This window comes from Gluconobacter sp. DsW_056 (genome assembly GCF_002153595.1).
Lineage (GTDB): Bacteria > Pseudomonadota > Alphaproteobacteria > Acetobacterales > Acetobacteraceae > Gluconobacter > Gluconobacter albidus.
Genome location: NZ_JOPF01000033.1, coordinates 1 through 25,123, shown reverse-complemented (window position 1 = coordinate 25,123; position 25,123 = coordinate 1). Strand labels below are relative to the sequence as shown.

General features: G+C 53.1%; 28 protein-coding genes and 1 pseudogene. 13 read left to right on the top strand and 16 right to left on the bottom strand.

Features of this window, described 5'->3' with window-relative positions:
- Positions 1 to 126 precede the first annotated feature (126 nt).
- Positions 127 to 1,092 (bottom strand): alpha/beta hydrolase, encoded by a 966-nt coding sequence (locus HK22_RS14720; RefSeq protein WP_086649805.1) that lies wholly within the window; start codon positions 1,090 to 1,092, stop codon positions 127 to 129.
- Complete coding sequence (locus tag HK22_RS14715; protein WP_086649804.1) at positions 1,089 to 2,033, bottom strand: MBL fold metallo-hydrolase; 945 nt, start codon at positions 2,031 to 2,033, stop codon at positions 1,089 to 1,091. The genes HK22_RS14720 and HK22_RS14715 overlap by 4 nt, the downstream gene beginning before the upstream one ends.
- 77 nt (positions 2,034 to 2,110) lie before the next feature.
- Between HK22_RS14715 and HK22_RS14710 the strand changes: the two genes are divergently transcribed.
- A complete protein-coding gene (locus HK22_RS14710) occupies positions 2,111 to 3,040 on the top strand; it encodes a LysR family transcriptional regulator (RefSeq protein ID WP_063904067.1) in 930 nt (309 codons plus the stop codon).
- Positions 3,041 to 3,196: 156 nt separating this feature from the next.
- Here the strand turns inward: HK22_RS14710 and HK22_RS14705 are convergent, their stop codons facing one another.
- From HK22_RS14705 to HK22_RS14695, 3 genes are read right to left on the bottom strand one after another with little or no spacing between them, the layout of a single operon-like run.
- Positions 3,197 to 3,487 (bottom strand): ferredoxin family protein, encoded by a 291-nt coding sequence (locus HK22_RS14705; protein WP_064275570.1) that lies wholly within the window; start codon positions 3,485 to 3,487, stop codon positions 3,197 to 3,199.
- A 20-nt stretch (positions 3,488 to 3,507) separates the two neighbouring features.
- Complete coding sequence (locus tag HK22_RS14700) at positions 3,508 to 4,416, bottom strand: SDR family oxidoreductase (RefSeq protein ID WP_077804063.1); 909 nt, start codon at positions 4,414 to 4,416, stop codon at positions 3,508 to 3,510.
- Positions 4,413 to 5,123 carry a TetR/AcrR family transcriptional regulator gene (locus tag HK22_RS14695; protein ID WP_077804062.1) on the bottom strand — a complete coding sequence of 237 codons (711 nt, stop codon included), beginning with the start codon at positions 5,121 to 5,123 and terminating at the stop codon, positions 4,413 to 4,415. Before HK22_RS14695 ends, HK22_RS14700 begins: the two co-directional genes overlap by 4 nt.
- Before the next feature lie 215 nt (positions 5,124 to 5,338).
- Here HK22_RS14695 and HK22_RS15560 point away from each other — a divergent pair, with 215 nt between their 5' ends.
- The 3 genes from HK22_RS15560 to HK22_RS15040 all read left to right on the top strand — a co-directional run bounded on the left by HK22_RS15560 (position 5,339) and on the right by HK22_RS15040 (position 6,857).
- Positions 5,339 to 5,515: a transposase gene (locus tag HK22_RS15560; protein ID WP_077804061.1), complete on the top strand. Its 177-nt coding sequence runs from the start codon at positions 5,339 to 5,341 to the stop codon at positions 5,513 to 5,515.
- Positions 5,516 to 5,696: 181 nt separating this feature from the next.
- Complete coding sequence (locus HK22_RS14685) at positions 5,697 to 6,545, top strand: MOSC domain-containing protein (protein ID WP_063904071.1); 849 nt, start codon at positions 5,697 to 5,699, stop codon at positions 6,543 to 6,545.
- Between the two features lie 9 nt (positions 6,546 to 6,554).
- Complete coding sequence (locus HK22_RS15040) at positions 6,555 to 6,857, top strand: hypothetical protein (RefSeq protein WP_063904072.1); 303 nt, start codon at positions 6,555 to 6,557, stop codon at positions 6,855 to 6,857.
- 294 nt (positions 6,858 to 7,151) lie between these two features.
- Here the strand turns inward: HK22_RS15040 and HK22_RS14680 are convergent, their stop codons facing one another.
- From HK22_RS14680 to folE, 5 genes are read right to left on the bottom strand one after another with little or no spacing between them, the layout of a single operon-like run.
- A complete protein-coding gene (locus HK22_RS14680) occupies positions 7,152 to 7,712 on the bottom strand; it encodes a carbonate dehydratase (RefSeq protein WP_077804060.1) in 561 nt (186 codons plus the stop codon).
- Between the two features lie 17 nt (positions 7,713 to 7,729).
- Positions 7,730 to 8,893, bottom strand: coding sequence for an S-(hydroxymethyl)glutathione dehydrogenase/class III alcohol dehydrogenase (locus HK22_RS14675; protein WP_077804059.1), 1,164 nt, complete (start codon positions 8,891 to 8,893; stop codon positions 7,730 to 7,732).
- Between the two features lie 36 nt (positions 8,894 to 8,929).
- Positions 8,930 to 10,159, bottom strand: coding sequence for a zinc metallochaperone GTPase ZigA (gene zigA, locus HK22_RS14670; RefSeq protein WP_077804058.1), 1,230 nt, complete (start codon positions 10,157 to 10,159; stop codon positions 8,930 to 8,932).
- A gap of 13 nt (positions 10,160 to 10,172) precedes the next feature.
- Entirely contained in the window at positions 10,173 to 10,679 is a 507-nt protein-coding gene (gene hisI / locus HK22_RS14665) for a phosphoribosyl-AMP cyclohydrolase (RefSeq protein WP_086649803.1), read from the bottom strand.
- Entirely contained in the window at positions 10,679 to 11,278 is a 600-nt protein-coding gene (gene folE / locus HK22_RS14660; protein WP_233142725.1) for a GTP cyclohydrolase I FolE, read from the bottom strand. The genes hisI and folE overlap by 1 nt, the downstream gene beginning before the upstream one ends.
- Positions 11,279 to 11,452: 174 nt before the next feature.
- Between folE and HK22_RS14655 the strand changes: the two genes are divergently transcribed.
- The 5 genes from HK22_RS14655 (at position 11,453) to moaB (ending at position 17,465) form a co-directional block, all read left to right on the top strand.
- Positions 11,453 to 12,079 (top strand): DUF1826 domain-containing protein, encoded by a 627-nt coding sequence (locus HK22_RS14655; protein ID WP_158093578.1) that lies wholly within the window; start codon positions 11,453 to 11,455, stop codon positions 12,077 to 12,079.
- A complete protein-coding gene (locus HK22_RS14650; RefSeq protein ID WP_348537215.1) occupies positions 11,998 to 12,543 on the top strand; it encodes a Fur family transcriptional regulator in 546 nt (181 codons plus the stop codon). Before HK22_RS14655 ends, HK22_RS14650 begins: the two co-directional genes overlap by 82 nt.
- A gap of 70 nt (positions 12,544 to 12,613) precedes the next feature.
- The gene (gene thrS / locus HK22_RS14645) at positions 12,614 to 14,482 is read left to right on the top strand and encodes a threonine--tRNA ligase (RefSeq protein WP_086649800.1); all 1,869 of its coding nucleotides are present in this window, start codon (positions 12,614 to 12,616) and stop codon (positions 14,480 to 14,482) included.
- A 373-nt stretch (positions 14,483 to 14,855) separates the two neighbouring features.
- Positions 14,856 to 16,943 (top strand): S46 family peptidase, encoded by a 2,088-nt coding sequence (locus tag HK22_RS14640; RefSeq protein ID WP_086649799.1) that lies wholly within the window; start codon positions 14,856 to 14,858, stop codon positions 16,941 to 16,943.
- Positions 16,944 to 16,961: 18 nt separating this feature from the next.
- Positions 16,962 to 17,465: a molybdenum cofactor biosynthesis protein B gene (gene moaB, locus HK22_RS14635; RefSeq protein WP_086649798.1), complete on the top strand. Its 504-nt coding sequence runs from the start codon at positions 16,962 to 16,964 to the stop codon at positions 17,463 to 17,465.
- Here the strand turns inward: moaB and HK22_RS14630 are convergent.
- From HK22_RS14630 to hxlB, 5 genes and pseudogenes are all read right to left on the bottom strand, one after another.
- The gene (locus HK22_RS14630; protein ID WP_233142723.1) at positions 17,423 to 18,010 is read right to left on the bottom strand and encodes a transposase; all 588 of its coding nucleotides are present in this window, start codon (positions 18,008 to 18,010) and stop codon (positions 17,423 to 17,425) included. The two genes, moaB and HK22_RS14630, sit on opposite strands and share 43 nt — an antisense overlap.
- Before the next feature lie 46 nt (positions 18,011 to 18,056).
- Positions 18,057 to 19,139, bottom strand: a pseudogene (locus HK22_RS14625) (IS5 family transposase).
- A 124-nt stretch (positions 19,140 to 19,263) separates the two neighbouring features.
- Positions 19,264 to 20,376 carry an S-(hydroxymethyl)glutathione dehydrogenase/class III alcohol dehydrogenase gene (locus HK22_RS14620; RefSeq protein ID WP_086649797.1) on the bottom strand — a complete coding sequence of 371 codons (1,113 nt, stop codon included), beginning with the start codon at positions 20,374 to 20,376 and terminating at the stop codon, positions 19,264 to 19,266.
- Positions 20,377 to 20,403: 27 nt separating this feature from the next.
- Positions 20,404 to 21,033: a 3-hexulose-6-phosphate synthase gene (gene hxlA / locus HK22_RS14615; protein ID WP_086649796.1), complete on the bottom strand. Its 630-nt coding sequence runs from the start codon at positions 21,031 to 21,033 to the stop codon at positions 20,404 to 20,406.
- Between the two features lie 4 nt (positions 21,034 to 21,037).
- Positions 21,038 to 21,616 carry a 6-phospho-3-hexuloisomerase gene (gene hxlB, locus HK22_RS14610; RefSeq protein WP_086649795.1) on the bottom strand — a complete coding sequence of 193 codons (579 nt, stop codon included), beginning with the start codon at positions 21,614 to 21,616 and terminating at the stop codon, positions 21,038 to 21,040.
- 102 nt (positions 21,617 to 21,718) lie between these two features.
- Here hxlB and HK22_RS14605 point away from each other — a divergent pair, with 102 nt between their 5' ends.
- Positions 21,719 to 22,648: a LysR family transcriptional regulator gene (locus HK22_RS14605; protein WP_086649806.1), complete on the top strand. Its 930-nt coding sequence runs from the start codon at positions 21,719 to 21,721 to the stop codon at positions 22,646 to 22,648.
- Between the two features lie 32 nt (positions 22,649 to 22,680).
- Here HK22_RS14605 and HK22_RS14600 read toward each other — a convergent pair whose 3' ends face one another.
- Entirely contained in the window at positions 22,681 to 23,586 is a 906-nt protein-coding gene (locus tag HK22_RS14600; RefSeq protein WP_086649794.1) for a LysR family transcriptional regulator, read from the bottom strand.
- Between the two features lie 119 nt (positions 23,587 to 23,705).
- On the opposite strand from HK22_RS14600, the gene HK22_RS14595 reads away from it, so the two are divergent.
- The 3 genes from HK22_RS14595 to HK22_RS14585 are packed head-to-tail and all read left to right on the top strand — an operon-like array spanning position 23,706 to position 25,119.
- On the top strand, positions 23,706 to 24,101 hold the full coding sequence (locus HK22_RS14595; RefSeq protein ID WP_086649793.1) for a cupin domain-containing protein: 396 nt from the start codon (positions 23,706 to 23,708) through the stop codon (positions 24,099 to 24,101).
- Between the two features lie 27 nt (positions 24,102 to 24,128).
- On the top strand, positions 24,129 to 24,872 hold the full coding sequence (locus HK22_RS14590; protein WP_086649792.1) for an SDR family oxidoreductase: 744 nt from the start codon (positions 24,129 to 24,131) through the stop codon (positions 24,870 to 24,872).
- A 10-nt stretch (positions 24,873 to 24,882) separates the two neighbouring features.
- Positions 24,883 to 25,119: a tautomerase family protein gene (locus HK22_RS14585; protein ID WP_233142722.1), complete on the top strand. Its 237-nt coding sequence runs from the start codon at positions 24,883 to 24,885 to the stop codon at positions 25,117 to 25,119.
- The last annotated feature ends 4 nt before the right edge of the window (positions 25,120 to 25,123 follow it).

The following is a 25,123-nucleotide window of genomic DNA, read 5'->3' as shown; positions in this document are numbered from 1 at the left end:
CGAGATCAGCCTGCTAGAAAACGTGGTCAGGCTACCAGGTGTTAAGCGCTGTATCTCACCTCATGAACGCTCCTGGCCAGGGGCGTTCATGAGGTCATCATAACAGGCTGGAAACACATAAGGTGTTTAGTCCCTTGAATGAGGGGCAGTCCGCAGGAAGAGCAGAATTTCTTCAAGCACCTGCCATCGGTTCCTCTCCATAACCACCATATGCGTTCCTTCCCCAATCTCTACCCAGCGACGATACGATGCGTTGAAAAAACGTAAAAACAGATCCCCCATCTGTTGAGTAGTTACGTCTAAATCCCACTCTGCATGAAGCAGAAGAACCGGGACCGTGATCTTTTCGGGACTGTAAAACGCCTTCCCTGCGGACCAGTAGTCACGCACATCCTGAATGACACCCGCAGGCGCCCGGATCACTCCACCCTGCTCTGCGGGATCGCTCGCAAGAATAACTGCGGCCCACTGTTCAAACCACCCTGCTGGCAGAATCTGTTCGCGTTTCTGCTCAGGTGCGCCTTCAAGCCAGCGCTGGCGAAATGCCTGAACATTAAAGCGGCGATAAGCAGGCACGGGACCACCCGGATCCAGACGAGAAACCCCGTCATTGATCCATTGCGGTGCAATCAGCGTTAATTTCTCCACCTTGTCATTGTGAGCAGCCGTATATGCGCCGGTAACCGTGCCACCCCAGGACATTCCGATCAGGCAAAGACGTGGGATGGCAAGCGTTACGAGAAGATAGTCAACAGCAGTACTCAGATCGCGTACTGCTGTTTCGGTCCTGACCTGAGGCAGCGCAGCTTCAGGTGCACCTCCCATTCCATCAGGACGCGTTGATCCTCCGAAACCCCTTACGTTAAGCGCATAAACATCGAACCCTTCCTGAGCGAGGAGGTCCATGAATGCCCCCTCCCCGACAGGCACATCGAAAAGACTTTCTGCCGGCAACGTCGCGCCATGCATCAGCAAGATAGTGCGCTGTGAACCAAATATCTGGATGTCTGCACGTCGTTTATGGCGCAGATGAAGCGTGATATCGGCCGTATCACTCGGGATGAACAGGTTTTCCATAAGCAGATTTGTCATCTGGCGTCTCCTACATTTGGTTGCGCAAATTCCCATGCAAAACCTTCTGGACGACGCCTGACATATCCGGCACCCGTTTCCGCGAAATGACTGGTAAAGCAGAGACTCCCGCTTTCCGCCGCTTCTCCAAGAAACCACTGCCGCGAGCGCTCGGCAGGCTGAACGAATTCGCAGTAAACGGACCGCAGATCCGGACGATAAACCTGCAGAGGATGGTGCATGACATCTCCTGTAAACCACGCGTCTTCACCATCCGACCGCAGCCGGATCGAGGCATGATCGATGCTGTGCCCAGGGGTCGGATGAAAAGAGAAACCTGCAAGAAGATCTTGACCGTCGATGATAATCGCCTCTCCCAGCCCGGCTTCGATAACGGGGAGCATGCTGTCTGTATAGACACGTGGGAGTGGGCGATGGTCCGGGCGCCCTAAGATCTCTGGAGGTAGGTCTGGAGCAGGGTCAATACCGTCATTGCTGGCGCCGTATCGGGCCTCAATCACTGAGAAAACATGACGGGCTTTCGGAAAGGTCGGCACCCATTTTCCGTTGTGCAAACGCGTATTCCATCCAACATGATCGGCATGAATATGCGTATGCAGAACGGTATCAACCTGCTCCGGTTGTACGCCTGCGGCTGCAAGATGTTCGAGAAACGACGTATGCAGATGATCCAGTGCCGGTGCGGCAGGTAACGGCTTGTCGTTTCCTGTGGCGGTATCAACCAGGATATTGAGACCAGAAACCTGAACAAGCCACGCATGAGTTCCCTGCGCGAGCCCACCGGTCACGGGGTTAAATGATCCTGGCGTCAAATACGGACCGAATATTGCAAGTGCCTCAGCGTCGATATCCGGATACAGTTTGTGAGGGCGCGCGTTATCCCAATGAAGTTCGGGAATACGCGTGACACGGGCGTCACCCACTTGAAAAGCTGCTGCCATGATTGACTCAATACGATTGTTTTACGTCGCATCAGACGTTAGGGTGCGCGCAAACATCATACAAATCGATTTGAAATATGAAACCCATTGATCATTTCAATCTTCGTTCCTTCGATCTCAATCTTCTGATTGCTTTCGACGCCCTCGTTTCAGAACGCAGCGTCACAAAGGCGGCACGACGCCTTCGCATTCAACAACCCGCAATGAGCCATGCACTCGCCACCCTCCGAATGTTACTGGACGATGATGTGCTCGTCAGAACCGGTGCTGTCATGCAACCGACCGCCAAAGCGTCAACCATGGCGTCACATGTTGCGGAGTTGTTAAGGCAGGCTCAGCACATCCTGATGTCTGAGGAACAATTTGATCCTGCGACGGAACAGCGCATCTTTCGTTTCGGCTTTTCGTCCGAACTTGAAGTCTTTCTGATGCCTAAACTGACGGCCTATTTGCAACGGCATGCACCTGGAATACGACTGCTGTCACGTGGATCTCCTCGGAGTGAGGTCTATACATTACTGGATACGGGGGCGCTGGATATCGCAGTTGGGTGTTTTGATTTCGGTTTGGAACGCCATTGTGGGGTATCGTTGTATGAGCAGTCTCTCGTCTGCTGCTTCAACCCGAAGCTGATCGATCCGGATGCTCCAATCACGGTTGAGCGTTATCTTGCATTGCCCCATGTTCTCATGACGCTGAAAGATGACATCCAGGGATGCCTGTCAGACGCACTGATGCAGATTGGTCAGGAACTCAACGTGGTCCTCGCTGCATCAGATTTTCTGACGGCACTTGCTGCCGCAGCAGCCGCCCCCGTTCTGGCTACGCTTCCCAGCCGGATCGCTCAGCAACATGCCGCGCATTTCGGTTTAACGATCCGTCCCGTTCCACTGAACTTGCGTATCCCGGCAGTATCGATGATCTGGTCAGCCCGGAGTGATCGTGATCCTGCCGCAGTATGGCTGCGCGATGCTGTCGCATCAGTATTGGGTAGTCATGTAAAGTGAGATTTTTAATGGGCGCTCAAAATAGCTATGACAGATAAATCTCTCCAGAAAGAGATAGGCTGTCATAGCTTCCCCAAAGCACGAGGAGTCATGACGACTTACATCAGCAGAAATTCTGATTATAGAAAAAAATGCGCAGTCATCTTTGTATGAACGTCAAATTTTTACCAATTTGATTGCGCGCTCAGGACATGCTTTCACACACAAACCACAAGCACGGCATTGATCAGCATGCGGGGTATAGGCGACCATCCCTCCGTGGACATAGCTCTTGATTTTGCCCACAAATGAAAGATCGCGATAATCGGACGGATCGATCTTGCGCACTTCAAACACGTCGTAAGGACATACGGCGACGCAGGCGTCTTTTCCCTCACAGCGATTAAAGTCTACGACCGGCATGACCCGTCCTGTTTGGCCGTCTTTCAGACATTTAGGTGTGATCATCGCTTTATTCCCTGACCCGCTCATTTCGCGCCTTGTTGTAAATGCCGACTTTGCCGCAGCTCCTGCGCGAACATCTCGAGCGTCGTTGTGGGCTTGCCCAGTTCCTGCCAGATTTTTTCGGCATAGAACGGATCTTCGTGATCCCCGAAATACGCAAACAAATGCGCGACGAACTTCATTTTCGGATTAAAAAGACCGATCATCCGCATGATCCAAAGTGGAGCCACGCGAATTTTAAGTGTCGGATCATAATTTCGGACAAACCGCTCCAGCGCCTGCCTGACGGAGATCGCTTCCGGCCCCTGTACGGGGCAATGTACAGGCATTGCCTCAGGATTCTGAAACGCCTCAATCACCCAGCGCGCATAATCGGCGGAGCTGATCCACCAGATTTTGATGTGTGTATTCCCGATCCACTGGAGCGCTCGACCGCTGATCATATTTGGGAGCAGGTCCATGAAATGGGTCGGCGCGAAAAACGTATGACGAATACCGGAATCCGCGATGATTTTGTGCCCTTCCATCCGAATAATATTGGGCACGATGTTATGTCTGATAGTGTTGAGCGCGGGAGGATAGGCGCCCAGAGCACCGATTTTAGCAATATAATTAATATTCAACCCTTTGATGGCGCTCATCAAGTTCCGCACACCCTCCCTCTCTTCGTAGAAGGGAAGCGTCAAATCCGCCGTGTCGGTCGCAAGGTTGAGATAGAGCGCATCCACCCCGTCGAGCGCCTTGTGCAACCCCGCAATGTCCCGCAGATCTGCCTGGGCGATTTCGACATTAGGCGGCAGTATCCTCCGAGCTTTGTCTGGCGAACGAACGATTGCCCTCACCTGAAAATGTTTTGCCAGTTCCGCTGCAACTGGCGCGCCAAGCCGCCCCGTTGCACCGATGACGCCTATAGTCCTGATCGGTTCCATCATATTTTCTGATCCATTGATATAATGATCATCTTGAGTTTTTTCGGGTCGTAATGCCGGTCTATGACGGCGTTCTGGAGGCCGAGCCCGCGCAACAGAAACCGGATAGTGTTCTCGACCAGCTTGTCTCGTGTGATGCCGTATTCAACGACCGTGATGTCGGGCAGGCTGATGAGATGCAAAGTATTCGCTAGATGATGGACGAACCATATCTCTGCATGACCGATATGAATGCCAGATTCGACGTCTCCCGCGTCTTGAGCCGCCCTGAATGATTGCGAAAAAACGCTGACCCACGGCTTTACATGCTGGTCGAGGAACGCCTTTGCGAACTGGCCATCGCCAAGCAGGCTGGCCGTCACAAGGCGTTTGGTGTCTTCGTGAGACTGCGCATCGCCAATACCGGGAAACACTGCGTGCACGAGTATGGCGACACCCATGACCAGTGTTTCAGTTGAAGGCGTCACCTCGGCGAGAATACGGCTGCCAACTGCATTCGCTTCAACGCAGTGAGTTTCAAGCGCCGCATAAAGCACGTCCTTGCTGGTAAAGTGCCGATAAAGCAAAGCTTCGGAAACACCAGCGGCTCTGGCGATTTCCTTGGTCGTCGCACCGTCCCGACCGAGCCGGGCGAAAATGGGAGCTGCAGCGGACAGGATGGCCTGCTTGCGGTCAGTCGCGGACAATCTGGAACGGCGTGAGGTCGGCATGGGTTCTCCTTACGGAAGTAAGGTAAGTGAACGCTCACTTATATTCAAGCGCTTATTCCATTTTTCCGTATAAGATCAGGCTCGGGCGGGCATCGACGGCTTGAGAGTCTGTTTGGAAAATCGGTCTGATGTGATTCAAGCCTTGGATGTCGACGTCAGAACAGAGGGGCCGAGTGGCCAGGATCAGTTAGAAAAAGAAACACTATCCGTTTGAAATGCCAGGACTTGATCGTATTCTGGCAACAGAAGCCTCTGCCATGGCCGGACTTGCACCAATGGCTCATGACAATGGCGTGATGCATAGAAAACGTGTCATTTCAAGGGGAGGAAGATTTCTCCGTCAGCCCCTGTTTCAGGCAGGATTGGCAACTGCGTGCCATAAACCCTTCTGAAAGATGTTTCCAAACCCATGAAACAATCGGGTAAACCACACAAACTGGTGATCGTCGCTATCGTACGGCGTCTCATTGCAATCACCAATACAGTCCTCAAAACAAGGCTGCCATGACGTATTAGATCCGCCGCTCCAACATAGTTTCTAACATCTGAAATTTCCTCGCGAGATTATGAAAAATGACCAGATCGGTTCCGTTTATCTCCCGCATTCTGATCTTTCCGATTAAATCATTGGATCCGGTGGAAGTCACAAATGCGCGGGTTCTTACTAGCGGGGCCTTGGCAGACGACCGGTGCTGGGCTCTATTTGACGCACAGGGGCGTGTGGTTAACGGCAAGAACCACGCAGAGATTCATCGCATCCGCGCTGGTTTCGATCTTGATAAACGGACCGTAAGCCTACGAGATGACTCTGGTCGAGGTCTGCCTACTGTTCTGTTCAATCTTGATGGCACTGCAAGACCAATAGAGGCATGGCTAAGTCGGTTTTTCGGTTTTCCAGTCCACCTTCGGGCGGATACCACTACGGGACATCCTGATGATACGGATTCGCCTGGTCCGACTATCATCAGCGTTGCGACGCTAGAGACGATTGGAATATGGTTCGGGTTGCCAGTCGAGCAAGTTCGGGCCCGCTTTCGGACCAATATCGAGATCGGGGGCGTCCCGGCTTTTTGGGAAGATGCACTGTTCGGAGGACTTGGAGACGAAGTCGAGTTTCACCTTGGTGGCACAGAGTGGTTGGGAATAAACCCCTGTCAGCGTTGTGTCGTGCCGTCTCGCGATCCGCTAACTGGTCAGAGAGACAATGCTTTTGCCCGCCGCTTCGCAGAGTACAGGCGCCGGACGCAGCCGGCATGGTCTAATCCCGCGCGCTTTAATCATTTTTTTCGTGTAGCGATCAATACTCGGTCTGCACGCACCGGCGTTAACACAAGGATCGCACTGAACGATATCGTTACAACGTATAACAATGCAGCGGCATGCACGGCGTTGGAAGAAAACAAACGCCCCGCAGGATTCTGAGCGGGCACCATGTATATCATTCACGTGCGAGCCGAAACGCCAGATATCCGTTCGTTCAGACGACGCCCGCTGGTAGGTGAACGGCTTCCCTTCCGTTTTATAGCCGATCATCATATGCGTATTTGCGGCCCAGTTGCTATGGTCGCCGCGGCGCTTGTATTGTGTGATGAACTCGGGACTTCCCCTGAACGGATCGCCTGTGAATCGTTCGGCGGCGTTCTGTCGCACGGAGATAACCTGCCGGACACCAAGGAATATCCGATCAGCTTCTCGCTATCGGGCACAACCTACACTGCAAAGTCAAGCTCATAAAAGGCACCATCACAACCGGTTGCGAAGTCGGTCTATCGGCGGCAGACAAGAAGGCGGGCTACATCCTGGCGTGTCAGGCGAAACCTCGTGGGCCACTGCTCATGGTACGATAGTGTCCACTTAGCAGATGATCGCCAGATATGCGGTTCCAACTGGATTTCCTGGCGCCCGTGGTGTTCACCGAACCGACAAACCGGAGGGCTCTAAAAACCCTCCGGTTTTTCCAGGAGAATAAGGTCCCCATTCAGCCAAAATTGGTTCGTACCTCTTTAATTGCGTCCCTTGACGGAAGTTTTAAAGTTGATTGGCTATACGTCGATAGGAGTGTGCCAGACTAACATTCATCTCCGCGACGCTCTCAGAAAATGCCGTCGCATCCTGAGTGACCTGCGTAATCGTCAATAGATCTGTATTCGAATGAATTGTTGTCGTGGACGGAATATAAAACTGCTCCGGCAAGACGCAGTCTTCGACAACGGAGTTATGCCTTACCACGCAACCCCGTTCGACCGTGCAGTTGAAGATCACGGAATTGAAGCCTATGAATACCTCGTCTCCAACAGCGCAGGGACCGTGAATGATCGAGCGATGTGCAATGGACGTGCGCGACCCGATCGTCACGGCCGCGCCATCTTTTGAGTGGATGACCACACCGTCTTGAATGTTCGACCCACTCCCGATCCGGATGGGCTCGACATGGCCGTCTTCATCGGCTTCATCGGCGCGAATAACGGCATAGGGACCGATGAAGACATCGTCCTCGACAATCACATGACCGCACAGGATCGCGGTCGGGTCGATAAAGGCGCTTTCAGAAACTACGGGGAAATCACCACGTGGATTTGGTCTCAGCATAGCCACATTTCGTCTCCTTAAAGATCGGTCAGAATTTTGCCAGGTAGGTCATTCGACATGGTTTCGCCCGGCTGATAATGCATGACAGAGCGAATGGCCTCTCCCCGATGCAGAAGATCAAATGCCGTATTGATCCGGTCATGAGTCATGTTGTGGGTGATGTAAGGGTCAACGCTAAACTTCCCCGCCAGCCATTCATCGACCATACCGGGTAACTGCGAACGCCCTTTTACACCCCCAAAGGCCGTGCCCCGCCAGACCCGTCCCGTGATCAGCTGGAAAGGCCGCGTCGAGATCTCCTCGCCAGCCCCAGCGACACCGATGACTGTGCATTCACCCCAGCCTTTATGGCAACACTCAAGGGCCGCTCGCATGACATCGACCCGACCGATCGCCTCAAAGGAATAATCCACGCCGCCACCCGTCATCTCCACGATAACTTTCTGGATTGGATCGGTATGATCGGTCGGATTGACGAGATCGGTCGCCCCCAGATTTCGGGCCAGCAGGAACTTCGCCGGATTGGTGTCGATGCCGATGATCCTTGCAGCACCGGCCATGACAGCCCCCTGAATGACGGCCATGCCGATCGCACCGAGACCAAAGACGGCCACAGTCGATCCCGCTTCCACTTTCGCGGCGTTCCGCACGGCTCCCATACCTGTCGGGACGGCGCACCCCATGACGCTGGCTTTCGCAAGCGGCGCCTCTTTGGTGATCTTCGCCACGGCAATTTCGGGCAGCACGGTATATTCGCTGAACGTGCTGGTGCCCATGTAATGAAAGATCTGGCGGCCCTTGTATGAAAAACGGCTGGTGCCGTCTGGCATCAGACCGAGCGCCTGTGTCTCGCGGATAGTCGAGCAGAGATTGGTTTTGCCCGAACGGATCATCGGGCAGTTCGGGTCTTCGGGAATATAGAGCGGAATGACATGATCACCCGGAGCAACAGAGGTAACACCTTTACCCACATCCTCGACGATCCCGACCCCCTCGTGACCGAGAATACATGGAAAACGTCCTTCCGGATCATGCCCCGACAGGGTAAACATATCCGTATGACACAGGCTCGTGGTCACGATACGGACCAGAACCTCGCCGTCTTTCGGGCCTTCGAGATCAACCAGATCGATCTCAAGCGGCATGTTAGGTTCCCACGCAATTGCAGCTCGGGTTTTCATGAAAATATTCCTCAATAATAGCGTGTGGGAATTCGTTCAGGCCGACTCAAGACTTTCCGACTGGCGACGCCAAAGCGGAAAGGGATCAGGGAGGCGTGCATAGCGTGACGGCTCAAAAGCGGTGTCTCCGAGATCTGGAACAAGACAGGCATCAAGTTCCTGCCGAAGACCGGATTCATCCATATCTCCATTGCCGATAAAGACGATTTCCTGACGACGGTCGCCGAAGACCGGATCCCAGTTTCCCAATACGAAGTCGCGCCACTGATCAGTATCCGGCCACTGATTTTTCGGAATCGCAGCCCACCACAGCCCCATCGCCTCGCTTCGCACCAGGGCTCCAGCCTGACTCATTTCACCTACCCAGTCCGGGCGCGTAGCTAACCAGAAATGGCCCTTGGCGCGTACGACGCCAGACCAGTTCCGATCAAGGAAGGCCTGGAATTTCGCTGGTTCGAACGGACGGCGCGCACGATAGACAAAATTACGGATGCCATATTCGTCTGTTTCAGGAACATGGCTGGAAAAGCCGTAAAGTTCCTTGAACCACAACGGATGCTGATGTGCCTTGTCGTAATCGAAACGGCCTGTATTCAGGATCTGCTCAACAGGAACAGACCCCATGTCGGTCTCGATGATATCAGCGTCCGAATTCAACGCACGAATGATCTGCCTCGCCGCATCAACCTGATCCGATGTAGCGGTGGAGACTTTGTTGATCACCACGACATCCGCAAACTCGATCTGCTGGACGAGCAGATCGACCAGGGCACGCTCGTCGTCCTCCCCGGCCGTTTCACCCCGATCCTTCAGGAAATCGCTGGAAGAATAATCGCGCAGGAGATTGACCGCATCAACGACCGTCACCATCGTATCCAGCCGTGCGATATCGCTCAGGCTGACGCCACTCTCGTCACGAAACTCAAACGTTGCGGCTACGGGCAGCGGTTCCGCAATGCCTGTAGATTCAATGAGCAGATAATCGAATTTCCGCTCCTCTGCGAGCCTCCGTACTTCCTGCAACAAATCGTCGCGGAGCGTGCAGCAAATGCAGCCATTGGTCATTTCAACCAACTTTTCATCGGTACGCGACAGATTGCTGCCGCCCTCGCGCACCAGAGCGGCGTCAATGTTGACCTCGCTCATATCATTCACGATGACCGCGACCTTATAGCCCTGGCGGTTATTCAGTACGTGATTGAGCAAGGTCGTCTTTCCCGCGCCAAGAAAGCCGGACAGCACGGTAACGGGAAGTTGGTCATCCATGGGGATTTTTCCTCTAAAGCTTTGTCGGGTTTGGGGCGTCGCCATAGACGGCGTGCGGATCGAATATTTTGTGCGTTTCGCAAAAGAGGAGTGCTGCCGATGATGACGGAAGGCCTTCCTCAGCAGTGAGATCAACACGCCGATAAAAACAGCTTCGATAACCCACATGGCAGTTCGCTCCTGTGCCCGCAGTGTGAACGCGCAGCCAGATCGCGTCCTGATCGTCGTCGATCCGCATTTCGAGGACATGCTGGACCAGCCCGCTCGTGGCGCCCTTTCGCCAGAGACACTGACGGCTCCGGCTCCAGTAATGCGCCTCACGGGTTGCGATAGTGCGTGCGAGCGCCTCTGCGTTCATGACGCCAACCATCATGACATCACCGCTTTCTGCGTCCGTTGTGACCACGGTCAGCAGTCCGCTGGCGTCGAAACGTGGGGCGAGATCGCTCCCCTCCTCGACCTGCTCAATTGAGACGCGCGACCCAAATGCCGTGGACACAGAAGATACAGTTGTGCCCATCACACGCCACCCATTCCCGCCATAGTGAAGAACTGGCGCCGCAGAGATTCCGACGTCTCGAACTCGCCCAGCAGGCGGCTGGTCACCATACTCACGCCTGGCTTATGTACTCCGCGTGTGGTCATGCACTGGTGAGCCGCGTCGATCACGACCGCGACGCCACGCGGTTGAAGCACGCCCTGGATTGTATCCGCGATCTGGGCCGTCAGTTTTTCCTGGATCTGTAGACGATGGGCGAAGACGTCCACGAGACGCGCCAGCTTGCTGATGCCAACTACCCGCTTGTCGGGCAGATACGCCACATGCGCCTTACCGATCAGCGGAATGATATGATGCTCGCAATGGGATTCCAGACGGATATCGCGTAGCACCACCATCTCGTTGTAGTTACCGCTCTCTTCGAAGGTCCGCTCCAGAAGAGCGACCGGGTCGTCATGATATCCCTCGAAAAACTCCTCATAGGCCCGCACCACGCGGTCAGGCGTACCGGCAAGCCCCTCGCGATCAGGATCATCACCGGTCCAGGCGAGCAGGGTTCGCACCGCCTCTTCCGCCTGAGCCCGGGTCGGCCGGGTTCTCACTTGCCGTGGAACGTCCATCAGTGTGTCCATTGAAGTTTATCTGCTATTGACTATGTTATGTTATAACGTAACCATAAAGACGTTCGCCACCTATCGTCAAGCTCGGGAACCATGCCCCCTCCCTCACAGCAACATTCTGTCTCGACGGATATGACTCCACCCGCGCGCGCGCCGAAGGAAAGTCTCGGCGCCATGCTATTCATTGAGAGCTGGCCCGCGCCAACAATCGACCCACCGGAAAACAGTACTCTGGGCCGTCTTGCACCGCATGTGGTCGCCTGTGCCCACGCGACAGTCGTGATGGATCTGCAGCGACCGGATGTCGATATGGTCGTGTGGGGGCGCCGGATTCCGGCAACATGGGAAGGAACTTTCACAAACTGCTCACAAGTCCCATCTGCTCTCACTCTCGCCGGCACACCTTCGGAAATCGCAGATTCCCTTGCAAACCCGGCTTTACATCAGGACTGGTCTCCCCTCATCCTGACTGATGTCAGGGACTTGTCCGCACTGTTCGGTGCGCTGACAGGAGGCGTCCGGCAGCACATCCAGCTAATAACGCCATCCCGTGGGGAGACTGCGTTCGAGTTGCCCCCCGATGCACTTCGGCTGATCTGCGCCTATGGAAGCGCCGGACCAGAGTGGTGCGGCAGTCAAAATCCAAAGAGTGGTATTGTCAGTACCCTGACACCGTTCGCAGTAGCGTTCATTAAAGGGGCGGCTGAAGGCAAACCCGGATGCCTTCATCGTCTCCCGGCAAATATCGCAAACGGTGCAAGGCCTGGGCCGGTCCTCGTGATGGATACAATTTCCCGATGATAGAGCGTGTCATGCCGCCGTCTCGCGACGCACGTCAAGGTTGCGATGCCTTCAAAAGGCGGGCCACGGCTTTACGGAATGATGTGCTCGACGTGCTGACGAAGGCAGATGTGCCACTCTCGGCTTACGACATCCTTCGGTGTGTCAGTCATCCGGATTGCCGACGAATCGCCCCGACTATGATTTATCGAGCTCTCGGAAAGCTGATCGCCAGCGGATTGGTGGGGCGGCTCGAAAGCCGAAATGCCTTCGTGCGGATCCGGGCAAACGATCCCTCTCGCCTTGTCTACTGTATCTGCGACCAGTGTGGTGCCGCGCAAGCAGTGGAAAATACACTATCCTGTCAATTGATCGACGCTGCGGCCGAGACCCTTGGATTTCAGGTCCGGCATCGGGTCATCGAAGTCCAGGGCGTCTGCGCACGATGCAGCGTCTGCCCGTCTTTCTTGCCGACACAGCAATAGCACAAGCTCCCGACACGCGCGCCCAAATGAACCGCGGCCCCTCGCCGCTCTTCTCCGTTAAGGCTCTCTCATGTTATCGACCACCATCTCTTCCCGTCCTTCATCCCACCAACCAAAGGATATGCTTGCCTGTCGTGCGGACGGAATTATCAACGATCTCTCCTCCACAGCTGGTGACCAACTGGCTGATCCTGTCTTCCGTTCAGACACCGAGGCGCTTTCCCTGATCCGCCATGACACAGCGCATGTCCTTGCGCAGGCCGTCAGTGAACTGTTTCCCAATACCGCGCTCGCGACAGGACCCGCCACGGAGCAGGGATTTTTCTACGATTTCGCGGCTGAGCACGCTTTTACTGATGACGACCTCATCCGGATCGAATCCCGCATGCACGAGATCATTGATCGTGATGAAACAATCGTCAGGGAAGAATGGGATCGCGAGAGAGCGCTGTCCTGGTGCGGGGAGAATGGACAGCCCTACAAGGCCGAGATCATCATGTCCCTGCCTGCTGATGCCACCCTGAGCTTTTATCGACAAGGCAACTTCGTCGATCTCTGCCGAGGGCCACATCTCGTCAGCACAGGACAGATCGGACACGCCTTTCGACTTCTCGGTACGGCTGGTGCCTACTGGAAAGGTGATCGCAGCAATCCAATGCTGCAGAGGATTCACGGAACGGCCTGTCGTGATGCCAACGAACTCGCCGCTTGGGAGCAGCGTCAGGAAGCAGCAGCACGGCGTGATCATCGTCGTCTCGGGCGCGAGATGGATCTGTTCCATTTCCAGGCCGAATCTCCAGGCGCGGTGTTCTGGCATCCGAACGGCTGGACACTGTTCCAGACCCTGCTCGCTTATCTGCGCGAACGTCAGAAGGCCGAGAACTATGTGGAGATCAATACACCCGACATCATGGATCTGTCGCTCTGGCAGGCCTCCGGCCATTGGGAAAAATTCGGGGAGAACATGTTCACCACTGAAACCGAAGGGCGCATCTATGCCCTCAAACCCATGAACTGCCCTGGTGGCGTGCAGGTTTTCCGCCAAGGCCTGAAGAGCTATCGCGACCTGCCCCTGCGGATGGCCGAATTCGGCAAAGTCCATCGCTTTGAACCGTCAGGAGCGTTGCATGGCCTGATGCGCGTACGTGCATTCACGCAGGATGACGCACATATTTTCTGCACACCGGAACAGATGGAGGCCGAGACGCAGCGGATCTGCCATCTCGTGCTTTCGATCTATAAGGACTTCGGTTTCGAAAATGTCCGTATCAAATTTTCCGACCGGCCTGACAAACGTGTCGGATCGGACGAGATCTGGGATCGCTCGGAGGAAGCGTTACAGCGCGGGGTCGAAGCTTCAGGTCTCTCCTACACACGCAATCCAGGAGAAGGCGCTTTTTACGGTCCCAAGCTGGAGTTCGTACTGCGTGATGCAATCGGCCGGGACTGGCAGTGCGGTACCGTTCAGGTCGATCTCAATCTGCCTCAGCGTCTGGACGCGCATTATATTGGCGCGGATGGAGAAAAACATCCGCCCGTCATGCTGCACCGCGCCCTGTTCGGTTCGCTTGAACGTTTCATCGGCATTCTCCTTGAACACCATGCCGGCCACCTGCCTTTCTGGCTTGCACCCATTCAGGTCGTGGTGGCAACAATCACCGGCGCTGCGAACGATTACGCAGTCGATCTGATTAAAGCGCTCCGCCAACGTGGAGTCCGAGCAGAGCCCGATTTGCGCAATGAAAAAATCGCTTACAAAATCCGCGAACACAGCCTCGCGAAAATACCCATGTTGCTGATCGTCGGGAAGAAGGAAGCACAGGCAGGCACCGTGTCTATCCGGGAATATGGAAGCTCAGAAACACCAATGTTGGATATGGACTCCGCTATCAATTTAATCTCCAAAGCATCAGAGTCTCGTTTAGCGCAAGTATTTTAGCTTGTAGATACGATTTCTTTGGTTTCTAGACATCATCAGGATAAATTATTATACGAACAATATTTACAATAATTTCTGCATTTCTAACTTCTTCCCGACATCGATTGCGAAGGCCCAATAAATATACAGAAACGCTTGATTATTTCTACGCAACTTAAGTCCGGGATCGAATACGTTAGTCTCGTGCTTGACGAACATTGAGAGGTAAGGCTATTTGTTATGTTATAACGTAATGGTAGCCGTTGAAAATAAAATTTTCGACGCGAATTAACAAACTACAATTCATTAAACAAGTAACGGGAATTATTACAATGTAGAACTTTAAGAAGATTTATATTTACATATCTTTAAGGTTCTTCAGTTGGATTTATTTATGAGAAAAAAATCAATTTTGTTTGCGGTTGTTCCTGCGTTTATTGGATCCGCTCAGGCTGAAGAAGGCATGTGGACGTTTGATCATTTGCCTGTGCGTCAGATGAAGCAGCAATATGGGTTTGAACCCTCTGTCGAATGGATTAACCATGTCATTCAGTCTTCGGCACGCTTGGCGGAAGGCTGCTCTGCCTCGTTCGTATCAGGTGATGGTTTGGTGATGACAAATCATCATTGTGCCAATACGTGTCTCACGGATCTGTCTGACAAAAATCACGATTATTTCCATGATGGTTTCTCGGCTCGAGAGGTCTCAAAAGAGCCTCAGTGTCCGGGAATGGAACTGGATCGTCTGGATCAGGTGAAAGATGTAACGGGTCGTGTCGCAGAAATGACCGCAGGAAAACATGGCGCGGAATATGCCAAGGCTTTGCAGGTTGCCAATAGTGTCCTGACCAAGGAATGCGCGGTGGGTGATGCCTCACACTGGCGTTGCGATGTCGTGACACTCTATCATGGTGGACAGACGGCGCTTTATCGCTACCGCCGTTATCAGGATGTCCGTCTCGTGATGGCGCCCGATCAGGATATAGCATTCTTTGGTGGTGATCCCGATAACTTTACATTCCCGCGGTATGATATTGATCTATCGATGCTGCGGGTGTTTGAAGACGGCAAGCCGGTTCATACGCCGTTTTTTAAATTCGATCCAAAGGGCCCCAAGGCTGGTGATCTGGTCTTCACATCCGGAAACCCAGGACGCACACAACGCTCGCTTCCGGCCAGCGCATTGGCATTTCAACGAGATGTCAGTCTGCCAACCATTATTGCTGCTTATTCGACCCTTGAAGGAGCGCTGTGGCAGTATTCCAGAGAAAGCAAGGCCCACTTAATTGACGCACAAAATACGCTTTTCGGTGTTCAAAACGCACTGAAATCCCTGTCTGGCACAGCAAAGGCTTTGCGTGAACCTGGAGTAATAGAAAAGCGCAAGACGGAAGATCAAGCCCTTCAGGCGTGGATTGACGCAGACGCAGAACGTCGCAAGACTTATGGTGAGCCGTACAAAAAAGTAGAAGCCGCTCTTGCTGTGCAGCGTCAGTATTATGAGCATGATTTTGCCATAACACGCACAGTCCATGGTCTGCTGGGGGATGCTGTTATGCTGGTGTCAGCAGCGCATGAACGAAAGAAGCCAGATACAGAGCGTCGGGCCGGTTACCATGATGCGGAATTAGCCGCACTTGAAACCGAGATCGCGGCGAAAGTGCCGGTGCATACTGAATTGGAAATTACGACTTTGGCGTTAGGTATGACGACCATGCGCCAGATACTGGGTGAGGATGATGCAGCGGTCCATCTGATTCTGGGAACAAAAAGCCCGGATGAGCGCGCCGTAGAACTGATACAGGGCACGAAACTGGCGGATCCCGCAGAGCGTCTTGCGCTTTACAAAGGTGGCGTCAAAGCCATTGAATCATCCAAAGATCCAATGATCGTTCTGGCACGTCACTTACAGCCGGTTCTGGACACGATCCGCAATCGCAGCCGTGACCAGATTGAAGCACCGATGCACGAAGCCCAGGGTACGATTGCACGGGCCCAGTTTGCGCGTGCTCAGGCAGAAGGAAAGGCTGATACACTTTATCCGGATGCCACGTTCTCGCCGCGACTGTCTTACGGCACAGTCAAAGGCTTCCAGGATGGCGCAAAGGTCATTGCACCCTTCACGGATTTTGCAGGGATGTACAAACATGCAACGGGCAGTGATCCGTTCCGTCTGCCGCAAGTCTGGTTGGATGCGAAGCCACATCTAAACCTCTCTACGAAGCTTGATTATGTGTCGACCAATGACATTGTCGGCGGCAATTCAGGCTCCCCTGTTATTAACCGTCAAGGCGATGTCGTTGGCCTGATTTTTGACGGTAACCTCGATAGCCTGGCGGGCGATCTTTATTACGACATCGAGCGCAATCGTGCTGTTTCCACGGATACAAGTGCCATCATGGCTGCGTTGAGGATAGTGTATCACGCTGATGCTCTTGCGGATGAACTTGAGACGGGGAAGCTAAATTCGCGTCCGGAATAAAAGTGGAAAGATAATAACTTGAACAACTCTATACCCGTTCGGATTGCAATTCTTACCATTTCGGATAGTCGGAATTTAGAAACCGACATTTCCGGTAAGATCTTGGCCGACAGAGTCACAGAAGCAGGGCATGTTCTTGTGGATAGGTCCATTGAAATAGATGACATCGATAAGATTACTGGTTCTCTCAACATCATGATCGATAATAAGGATGTTGATGTCATAATTACTACAGGAGGAACTGGATTGACCAAACGAGATGTCACTCCGGAAGCATTCGATCTCGTTATAGATAAATGCATTCCCGGTTTTGGAGAGCTATTTCGAATGTTGTCTTATAAAAAGATAGGGACCTCTACAATACAATCCAGAGCCATGGCGGGAGTGTCCCGTGGAAAATTACTATTTGCGCTTCCCGGATCACCAGGCGCAGTCAAAGATGGGTGGGATGATATTTTAAAATATCAGCTAGATAGCAATCACAAACCGTGTAATTTTGTCGACATTATTTCAAGGATATAAATAAGCCCGCAACTGTGTCCAAGCGGCGGAGCTAATGCGCCATGGCACTCCGGTTTTAGGATAGCGATTGTGACGAGACGCCGTGCGATAGCAACGATCACCAGTTTATGTGGTTTACCCCGCTGTTTCATGCGTTCGGCGGCAGCTTTCAGAACAGGATTATGGCAGGCAGCTGTTAATCCTGCCTGGAACAGCACGTGGTGGAGAGATCTTCCTTCCCCTGAAATGACACGTTTTCCGCACATTGCACCACTATCGTGAGCCATTGGCGCAAGTCCGGTCATGGCAGCGGCTTCTGTCGCTGTCATGCGGCCGAGCTCTGGCATTTCTGCGAGAAGCATGACGACTGATACCGGGCCGATACCAGGAATGGAACGGAGAAGCTGTGCTTTGGCGGAGAGTTCTTCTGCCTCTGCGATAACGATTTCAATCCGTTGTTCAAGCTCGCGGATCTGGCTTTCGCGAAATACTTTGGGCTGTTGTCCATATGGAGGGATCGAAGAACCGTTTGTTGATGTGCCTTGGTTCTGATTCTGCGATGGCATCCGGTCTGCATTTTGAGCAGATTGGGGGCTGTTACCCGCTGGATGACTACGCGCTCGCGTTGATCGGCTCCAGGAAGAGGAAGTGGTGTAGGTTGTAGACGATATTGGCGAGCCCGATCCTCATGGTGACCCGGGTAATATCGACAGTTCGGACGAACAGCCCTGTCTGTGATTTCTGATCGGCAAAGACGTGCTCGACGCGGGATCGGATCACGGACTTTCCTGCATTAGATCGCTGGATATGCCGGGGCATCGGTTTGAGATGCAGCTTCTTCCTGTGGACCTTTGAGACAAAGCCCTGCTTTTCCATGAAGTCTTCATTGGCTTTCGAGCGATACGCTGTATCAGCCCAGACGCTTGAGGCCGTATTGGTTTTATCCAGCAGCCCTTCTCTCAATCGCGCACCATCACTGGCGGCGGCATCCGTTGTCTTCCATTTCCGGATGAACCGGAACTTCCGATCGATGGAAACATGCGATTTGTAGCCAAAGAACGGAATGGCAAGATCCGTTGACGGGATCGTCCCATCATCCTGCCGCTTTGCTTTGGTGAACTTCAGTGTCCAGCGCGCATGGCGATCCTTGTGCGACAGCTTTGACGGCTTGTCCTGCCAGTCTTCAGGAATACGCCCTGCCCGGAGGTCGGCTTTCTCAGCATTCGTATTGCGCTGCTTTGGAGCGGCTACCAATGTTGCATCCAGGATCTGGCCTGACATCGGCAGATAACCGGCGTTCTGCAGGGTCGCTTCAAACCGGTTAAACAGCCCATCGATCGCACCCGCCTATGTCAGGCGTTCACGGAACAGCCAGACCGTTTTGGAATCGGGCACCCGGTCCGACAGTCCTAGACCGAGGAAACGCATGAAGGACAGGCGGTCGTTGATCAGATATTCCGTTCGCTCGTCGGACAGATTGTTCAGCGTCTGGATGACCAGGATCCTGAACATCAGCACCGGATCGAACGGGGGACGGCCGCCTTTGATCCTGTCTGAATAGGCCAGAGCCTTCTCCAGATCAGGGCGGAAGGCCTCAAAATCCACAGTCTGGGAAAATGCTTCGAGCTGATCGCCAAGCCCGCTTAACCGGGCCAACCGCTCTTCAACTTCAAAGAAACCAGCCTGCTTCATCATCCACGCCCTCAATCAATGTAGGAGAACTGGAATCACACAGAGAAACTCAAAACTAGAGGGGTTTTCGAACCCTCCAGCTTATTCAAGCCTAAAATTGTCCGGACAGACGGGTCCACCTATTCCCTCAATGGAAGTGAATAACCGACCGAATAGATTTTCCTTCATGCATGAGATCAAAAGCCTTGTTAATCTGATCCAGATGCATGGTATGGGTGACAAAAGGCGCAAGCTCAATGTCTCCCTTCATAGCGTCTTCGACCATGGCAGGGAGCTGGGAGCGACCTTTGACACCACCGAAAGCAGAGCCTTTCCAGACACGTCCTGTGACCAGTTGGAAGGGACGTGTCGAGATTTCCTGCCCTGCTCCAGCGACACCAATAACAATAGATTGTCCCCATCCACGATGCGCGGCTTCCAAGGCTGAGCGCATGACATGGACATTGCCAATACATTCGAACGTATGATCGATGCCCCAGCCACTCATCTCGATCAGAACCTCGTGAATGGGCTTATCGAAATCTTTAGGATTCAGGCAGTCCGTAGCGCCAAACTGGCGTGCTAACGCAAATTTTTCCGGATTGGTGTCAATGGCAATAATGCGTCCTGCTTTTGCCTGCCGCGCTCCCTGAACAGCAGCAAGGCCAATGCCACCTAGGCCGAAAATAGCCACGGAATCCCCTGGCTGAACATTGGCTGTATTATGCACTGCGCCAATCCCCGTTGTGACGCCGCACCCCAAAAGGCAGACATGTTCGGGATTGGCCTCAGGATTGATCTTGGCCAACGAGACTTCAGCAACAACTGTATATTCACTGAACGTCGAACATCCCATATAATGGTACAAAGGCTGACCATTATATGAAAAACGCGTTGTACCGTCCGGCATTAAGCCTTTGCCCTGTGTTGCGCGAACAGCAATACAAAGATTGGTTTTCCCGGACAAACAAAATTCACATTTTCCGCATTCCGCCGTGTAAAGCGGGATCACATGATCTCCCGGGACGACACTTGTTACACCTTCGCCAACTTCGATAACGATGCCAGCCCCCTCGTGCCCTAGCACGACTGGAAAAAGCCCTTCCGGATCGTTGCCTGACAGTGTGAATGCATCTGTATGACAAACACCAGTATTCGTTATCCGAATGAGGACCTCTCCTTTACGCGGCGGCGCGACATCAATTTCAACAATTTCAAGCGGCTTTCCTGCTTCAAAAGCGACAGCAGCACGTGATTTCATGTTCAGCTCCTTAATTATTTTATTGTCTCATTTGATGGCATTGCGCAGTCTTCGGGCTGCGTCCTGAGGATCCTCCGCGCCATAGATTCCCCCTCCCACGATAGCAACTTCGGCACCTGCATCCCGCACTGTCACGATTGTAGAAGCATTGATCCCACCCGCTACGGCGAATGGAAGCACGCTTCCGGAAATTGTCTTGAGCAGATCAACAATGCTGTACCCAGATAAAGATTGCTCATCCAATCCCGCATGGAGTTCGACGTGAGAAACCCCCAGATCTTTTAGTTCGGAAATCCGGGAGAGACGGTTCTGTGGAGGCACACCAATCAAATCAGCAACGACCCGTTTTTGATACGTATGTCCGGCTTTAACGGCACCTGCGATCGTAGCATCGTTCGCAAGGGCCAGCACGCCAACGGAGTCAGCCCCCGCTTCAAACGCCATGGTGGCTTCAAGCTCCCCGGCATCCATTGTTTTATAATCTGCGAAGAGTTCTTTCTCTGGATAAGCAGTCTTGATAGCCCTGAGAACCGCTAAACCCTCTGCTTTGACGAGCGGTGTACCAATTTCGATAATATCAACATATGGCGCAACCTTTCCCAGCAGAAGGAGAGCATCTCGCGTGCTCAGAAGATCCAAAGCAATCTGAAGTTTCATGACATTATTCCCAATTTGCGTGACGGGCCCAGAGCACGTCCTTTTCGAGGTGGTTTGCCTGCCAGATGGCATGAAAGAGGCTGTCCAGAACCAGAATGGCCGCCTGTTCGAACAGCGACCCGGCGTACTGAACCGTGGATCCTCTATGTGAACTTTGCTTCCCAGCAGCATCTATGATGATCGAGACAGTCGCGATCTGGCTCAAGGGACTGTCCGTTGCTGTGGTCAGGGCAATCACATCTGCTCCCGCACGAACCACTTTACGAGCGATCGCGAGCACACTGTCCGTGCTCCCGGATCCTGACGGAATAATTACGACATCTCCGTAACTTACGGCCGGTGCCGTTGATTCAGACAGCATGTGGACCTTCAGTCCGAGATGCATGAACCTCATTGCGTTCATTCCCATCCCAATGCCACTGCGACCGGCACCTGCAAAATACAGGCGCGGCGCAGATGCGATCATGCGTGCTGCTCTTTTACAGTTCTCAATACGTACAGAGTGTAAGGCATAAGAAATCTCAGTCACGATTGTCGACAGAGCGTCGGAAACAGCCTTCGTATCGGGCGATATAAACGCCATGCTTCCCCTCCCCTGACTCTTTTTGATTGACTGGCTTATCTGCCCCAGAGCCGTTGCCAGAAGATAAGAGAACAGCCAGGATCAAACAAACAAATGAGGTCAATGGTGGGTATCGATCATATCAATTTGGCTGGGCTCGATTTGAATCTTCTGATCGCTCTGGATGCTCTTCTGGAAACGGGAAGTGTGACAAAAGCTGGAAAGCTGATGGGGATCGGCCAATCTGCCATGAGCCATAATTTAGGGCGTCTTCGAACTCTTTTTGGAGACGAACTGTTGACACGACATGCGGGCGGCATGCGACGCACCCCGCGCGCAGAAGCTCTCCGCCTACCCGTGCGAGAGGCCCTCAGTAGTCTTCAGGCTTTGTTGGGGCGTGAAACACCATTTGATCCAGCCACAGCTGAACGTCTTTTCAGGATTGCAGTCCCAGACAGTATCGAAATGCTTCTGATGCCTCGATTTCTAGCGTACCTTCAGGAAAAGGCTCCAGGAATTCGCCTGCGCCTACATAACGTTGATCCTGAATCCGTCCTCAATACGCTGGATGAAAATAAAATCGATCTCGCGATTGGTATAGGACCCTTCAGTGGTGCACAAACCCACCATAAAAGCCGTCTTTTAATGCGGGATGAATATCTGGTTCTCTTCAATTCTAATATCACAAAATTAAAAACACCACTTTCTCTCGACGATTTTCTTAAATTCCCACATCTGCTGACAAGCTTGCGACCTGGGGAGCATGGTGTGGTTGATAAGGCCTTGGCGCTCCTGGGATTGAGCCGCTCAATTGCCCTGACAACGCCAAGATTTATGAGCGTTGCTCCTTTGCTCGTGCAGGCTCCCGTGATAGCGACCATGCACAGCCGCCCTGCGCAAATGCTGGCAAAGATCTTCAATCTTACGACCAGTCCGCCTCCTGTAGCACTCACAGATGTCAGGATCGACATGATCTGGCATGGATCCTATGGAGACGATCAGGCGCACTGCTGGATACGCGACACACTATGGAAGATGGCGCAAATCCCTTAAAAATTTGTTCCTCAGTTATGACGGTATTATTTCTAAGAAACGGGAAGATGATATCTCATGGCTTCTACCAACGCTGCAAAAGCTGGTGAGTGTAATCGCCTGCTGGGATAATACAGATAGGGGCCTTCACACTCTAAGCTCCATTCAGAAAGCACCTCAACCAGTTGTCCCATTTCAATATCGGGCTTTGCCAGATCATAAGGAACGTAGCCCAACCCAATCCCATCAATAGCAGCACCGAGGACCAACATAGAGTTGCTAAACGTTGTTTGTCCTGCCACACGAAATGCGATTTCGCGTCCTGTCGGTTCACGAAACTCCCACTTCAGGTTTCCTCCAGCAGTCGTCATCCGCATATTAATACAGTTATGACGGCGCAAATCATGAGGCGTTGCAGGGGGCAGATGACGGTGAAAATAATCCGGTGATCCTACGACGCAAAAGCGCCAGTCGGGGCCCACACGCGTCGCGACCATGTCTTTCTCGATGGCTTCCCCGATACGGACTCCTGCATCAAAGCGTTCTGCAACGATATCAACAAAAGCGTAATCCATGCTGAATTCGATGTTGATGTCGGGGTATTGTTGGAGAAATTCGAGAAGTTTAGGTCGAAACACCAGTTCTATGGCCGCATCGGTGCATGTGATACGAATTGATCCGGCAGGCTTGCTACCAAGAGACGCAACTGATTCGAGTTCGGTAGAGACCTGTTCAAGAAGGGGCCCGACACGCTTTTGAAGCTGCTCTCCGGCATCGGTAGTTGCAACATTTCTGGTCGTTCTAGACAGCAGGCGAACTCCGAGCCTTTCCTCAAGTCCTCTCACCGTGTGGCTCAAGGCTGAAGGCGTGACACCGAGCTCGGCAGCGGCTCGCGTAAAGCTTCGTTCCCTGGCAACCGCGAGAAAAGCCGTCAGTTCATTGATATGATCGCGTGGCATTGCTGAGCTTATTTCAAAGGTTCATGCACGTTATATGCTCTAATCGAGTGCAGCAAGATCCCTTATCGTGTTCGGCACAAGGCCTCGTCCGGCCTCACAGCGAAACACAGGAAATTTTTATGGAAATCTTCCGCGTAGGTCACAAGCCGTCTTTCAAAGGGCCCGGAGACTGGTTCACAGGCACGGTCCGGGTTGATATGCTTTTCAACCCCGCCGCTCCCGATCGTGTTCAGGGTGCAAACGTGACATTTGAACCGGGTGCACGGACAGCCTGGCATACCCACCCACTGGGCCAGACCATTATTGTGACATCAGGCGTTGGTCGCGTACAGAGATGGGACGGCCCCGTCGAAGAAATCCGTCCTGGCGACGTGGTTTTCTTCGAACCAGGTGAAAAACATTGGCATGGCGCCGCTCCAGAGACGGCCATGACCCATATCGCGATTCAGGAAGTCGAGAATGGGAAAGTCGTAGACTGGCTCGAGCACGTCTCTGACGACCAATACGGGCAATAAGTCAAATATTTATACGGGTGACACATCATGATTAAAGATAAAGTTGTTCTCATCACTGGTGCATCTTCTGGTATTGGCGAAGCGACGGCGCGGCTTCTGGCACGGCAGGGTGCGAAAGTTGTCCTGGGTGCGCGCAGAGAAGAGCGTCTAAAGGAGATTGTCAGTGCTATCAAAGACGAGGGCGGCACAGCGACCTACCTCGTGACGGATGTAACGAAGCCGAGTGATAATGAGGCTTTGGTCAACATGGCCAAAGAAAAATACGGTCGTCTTGATGTTATTTTCCTCAACGCAGGTCTGATGCCGACAGCCCCCGTATCCGCCTTGAAGACGGACGAATGGAATGCAGCCGTCGACATTAACATCAAAGGCGTTCTGAATGGCGTTGCTGCCGCCATGCCTCATTTTCTGGCACAGAAATACGGTCAGATCATTGCCGTTTCCTCAGTGGCCGGTCTCAAAGCATACCCTGGCAGCGCGATCTACGGCGGCACCAAGTGGTTCGTTCGCGATTTCATGGAGGTGCTTCGTATGGAGTCAGCCATGGAGGGTAGCAATATTCGCACCTCCACGATTTATCCTGCAGCGGTGAAAACTGAATTGCTCGGCGGCATTTCTGATCCCGGGGCGGCTGCAGCCATGCAAAAGCTGTACGATCAGCATGCTATCCCACCCGAACGTATTGCCGACGTAGTCTCGTTTGCGATTTCTGCCCCAGCAGACACAACGATCAACGAGTTTACAGTAGGGCCAGCCAATCAGGCCTGGTGAGGAATCCTCAATGCCGCATATCATCGTGAAGCTTTGGCCAGGTAAATCCGAGCAGCAGAAACAGCGTCTGGCGGATGCGATCACCCAGCAGGTTACCGCTATTCTGGGTTATACGGACGATGCGGTCTCGGTTGGTTTCGACGAGGTTGCTTCTTCGGTCTGGCGTGATCAGGTTTATAGACCTGGAGGGTTCGAAAAACCTTCTGGATTTGAGGGTTCCTCTGTGATTCCATCTCTCCTGCGTTGATTGG

Coding starts and splice junctions, on each gene's coding strand:
- HK22_RS14720 (WP_086649805.1), bottom strand. CDS start 1,092: ATGACAAATCTGCTTATGGAAAACCTGTTCATCCCGAGTGATACGGCC.
- HK22_RS14715 (WP_086649804.1), bottom strand. CDS start 2,033: ATGGCAGCAGCTTTTCAAGTGGGTGACGCCCGTGTCACGCGTATTCCC.
- HK22_RS14710 (WP_063904067.1), top strand. CDS start 2,111: ATGAAACCCATTGATCATTTCAATCTTCGTTCCTTCGATCTCAATCTT.
- HK22_RS14705 (WP_064275570.1), bottom strand. CDS start 3,487: ATGATCACACCTAAATGTCTGAAAGACGGCCAAACAGGACGGGTCATG.
- HK22_RS14700 (WP_077804063.1), bottom strand. CDS start 4,416: ATGATGGAACCGATCAGGACTATAGGCGTCATCGGTGCAACGGGGCGG.
- HK22_RS14695 (WP_077804062.1), bottom strand. CDS start 5,123: ATGCCGACCTCACGCCGTTCCAGATTGTCCGCGACTGACCGCAAGCAG.
- HK22_RS15560 (WP_077804061.1), top strand. CDS start 5,339: ATGCCAGGACTTGATCGTATTCTGGCAACAGAAGCCTCTGCCATGGCC.
- HK22_RS14685 (WP_063904071.1), top strand. CDS start 5,697: ATGACCAGATCGGTTCCGTTTATCTCCCGCATTCTGATCTTTCCGATT.
- HK22_RS15040 (WP_063904072.1), top strand. CDS start 6,555: ATGTATATCATTCACGTGCGAGCCGAAACGCCAGATATCCGTTCGTTC.
- HK22_RS14680 (WP_077804060.1), bottom strand. CDS start 7,712: ATGCTGAGACCAAATCCACGTGGTGATTTCCCCGTAGTTTCTGAAAGC.
- HK22_RS14675 (WP_077804059.1), bottom strand. CDS start 8,893: ATGAAAACCCGAGCTGCAATTGCGTGGGAACCTAACATGCCGCTTGAG.
- zigA (WP_077804058.1), bottom strand. CDS start 10,159: ATGGATGACCAACTTCCCGTTACCGTGCTGTCCGGCTTTCTTGGCGCG.
- hisI (WP_086649803.1), bottom strand. CDS start 10,679: ATGGGCACAACTGTATCTTCTGTGTCCACGGCATTTGGGTCGCGCGTC.
- folE (WP_233142725.1), bottom strand. CDS start 11,278: ATGGACGTTCCACGGCAAGTGAGAACCCGGCCGACCCGGGCTCAGGCG.
- HK22_RS14655 (WP_158093578.1), top strand. CDS start 11,453: ATGCTATTCATTGAGAGCTGGCCCGCGCCAACAATCGACCCACCGGAA.
- HK22_RS14650 (WP_348537215.1), top strand. CDS start 11,998: ATGCCTTCATCGTCTCCCGGCAAATATCGCAAACGGTGCAAGGCCTGG.
- thrS (WP_086649800.1), top strand. CDS start 12,614: ATGTTATCGACCACCATCTCTTCCCGTCCTTCATCCCACCAACCAAAG.
- HK22_RS14640 (WP_086649799.1), top strand. CDS start 14,856: ATGAGAAAAAAATCAATTTTGTTTGCGGTTGTTCCTGCGTTTATTGGA.
- HK22_RS14630 (WP_233142723.1), bottom strand. CDS start 18,010: ATGCCATCGCAGAATCAGAACCAAGGCACATCAACAAACGGTTCTTCG.
- HK22_RS14620 (WP_086649797.1), bottom strand. CDS start 20,376: ATGAAATCACGTGCTGCTGTCGCTTTTGAAGCAGGAAAGCCGCTTGAA.
- hxlA (WP_086649796.1), bottom strand. CDS start 21,033: ATGAAACTTCAGATTGCTTTGGATCTTCTGAGCACGCGAGATGCTCTC.
- hxlB (WP_086649795.1), bottom strand. CDS start 21,616: ATGGCGTTTATATCGCCCGATACGAAGGCTGTTTCCGACGCTCTGTCG.
- HK22_RS14605 (WP_086649806.1), top strand. CDS start 21,719: ATGGTGGGTATCGATCATATCAATTTGGCTGGGCTCGATTTGAATCTT.
- HK22_RS14600 (WP_086649794.1), bottom strand. CDS start 23,586: ATGCCACGCGATCATATCAATGAACTGACGGCTTTTCTCGCGGTTGCC.
- HK22_RS14595 (WP_086649793.1), top strand. CDS start 23,706: ATGGAAATCTTCCGCGTAGGTCACAAGCCGTCTTTCAAAGGGCCCGGA.
- HK22_RS14590 (WP_086649792.1), top strand. CDS start 24,129: ATGATTAAAGATAAAGTTGTTCTCATCACTGGTGCATCTTCTGGTATT.
- HK22_RS14585 (WP_233142722.1), top strand. CDS start 24,883: ATGCCGCATATCATCGTGAAGCTTTGGCCAGGTAAATCCGAGCAGCAG.